Origin of the sequence: Enterocloster aldenensis (assembly GCF_003434055.1) — a bacterium.
In the GTDB taxonomy this organism is placed as follows: Bacteria; Bacillota; Clostridia; order Lachnospirales; family Lachnospiraceae; genus Enterocloster; species Enterocloster aldenensis.
On the sequence record NZ_QVEX01000045.1, the window covers coordinates 1 to 1,412 of the forward strand.

A 1,412-nucleotide genomic window follows, 5' to 3' on the forward strand; every position below is an offset into this window, starting at 1 on the left:
CTGTAATCCTGTATAATAAAACTTGACACATAAAAAACAATCAAAGTATAATAAAAACAAAGGAGTGTGTCATCAATGGGAACAGGAAAACAATATGATGAAGAGTTTAAAAAGCAGGCAATAAAGCTCGCAAAGGAGATTGGCACCAAGGCAGCAGCAGATGAGCTGTGCATCCCCAAAGGGACGCTGGGGACATGGGTGCAAAAGGCGCGGATCGGGGAAATAGACACAGGTGCAGGCTCACGTACACCGGGAGAGTCACTTACTATCGCACAGCAGCTCCAGGCAGCGAACAAACGGATAAAAGAACTTGAAAAGAAAAACCGAGAGCTTGAAGAACTGAATGAATTTCTGGAGGAAGCATCTGCTTTTTTCGCCGCGAACCGTCGGAAGTCAGGAAAGAAGAACGGTTAAAGTTCATTTCCAAAAAGACTGATGACGGTAGGATCACAGGAAGGATCAGTTTTTACTGCAAGGCTTTAGAGGTTACAAGACAAGCATTTTACGATCATCTCAGCCATAAAAACGCCCCCTGGAAGTATCAGGCACTTGCAGATGAAATGATGAAGATCCACGAAGAAGACCAATATAATGACTGCTACGGCAGAGAGCGTATGTATCTTGCATTGCAGCAGAGAAAGGATGCCGGGAAAACTGACATTGACATTCCATGTGAAGCTACTGTACGCAAGGTCATGGTGCAGATAGGATTGATACACAAGCCTCGCAGAAAGCCAAACGGGATAACCAAAGCGGATCGGCTTGCTCGAAAATCGGATGATCTTCTCAGACGTGATTTTTACGCAGACAGGCCTTTGAAAAAAGCTGTGACCGACATAAGCGAGGTGAAGGCAAAGGATGGAAGGCTCTATGTTTCAGTGATATTTGACTGCTTTGATCTGATGCCGCTGGGGATAGCTATTGAAGATAATATGAGAGCTTCGCTCTGCTGCCATACTCTTGAAAACGCAAACAAATCATATCCTGATATAAAGGGCTGTATCATCCACTCGGACAGAGGCAGTCAGTATACAAGCGAAGAGTACCAAGCTGCTGTAAAGAAATATGGGATCATTCAAAGCATGAACAGTGCCGGCGGAAGATGTCATGATAATGCACGCTGTGAAAGTATGTGGGCAAGAATGAAAGAAGAGCTATTCTACAGCCGTGGGGACAAATCGGAGAAATACACTATGAGAGAGTTGAAGACTATGATCTGGAGATATTATATGAGTTACTGGGCTAACAGAAGAATCTGCACCGCCAACGGTGGGCTGCCTCCGGCAGTTCGAAGAAAGCTCTACTATGATCATATCTTTCTCGTTGCATAATTCTTGTTCGAATAAAATGTGTCAAGTGATATTGACAAAACCATTTTAAAGAACGGATAAGTCCTGTCGTGTATCGGAACA

At 44.1% G+C, this 1,412-nt stretch carries 2 protein-coding genes; both read left to right on the forward strand.

The window, feature by feature from the left end; genetic code table 11:
* Positions 1–75 precede the first annotated feature (75 nt).
* Positions 76–414 (forward strand): transposase, encoded by a 339-nt coding sequence (locus DWX59_RS28385; protein WP_117563483.1) that lies wholly within the window; start codon positions 76–78, stop codon positions 412–414.
* Positions 415–419: 5 nt separating this feature from the next.
* Positions 420–1,331, forward strand: a complete 912-nt coding sequence (locus tag DWX59_RS28390) for an IS3 family transposase (protein WP_235845212.1) — start codon at positions 420–422, stop codon at positions 1,329–1,331.
* The last annotated feature ends 81 nt before the right edge of the window (positions 1,332–1,412 follow it).

Coding starts and splice junctions, on each gene's coding strand:
- DWX59_RS28385 (WP_117563483.1), top strand. CDS start 76: ATGGGAACAGGAAAACAATATGATGAAGAGTTTAAAAAGCAGGCAATA.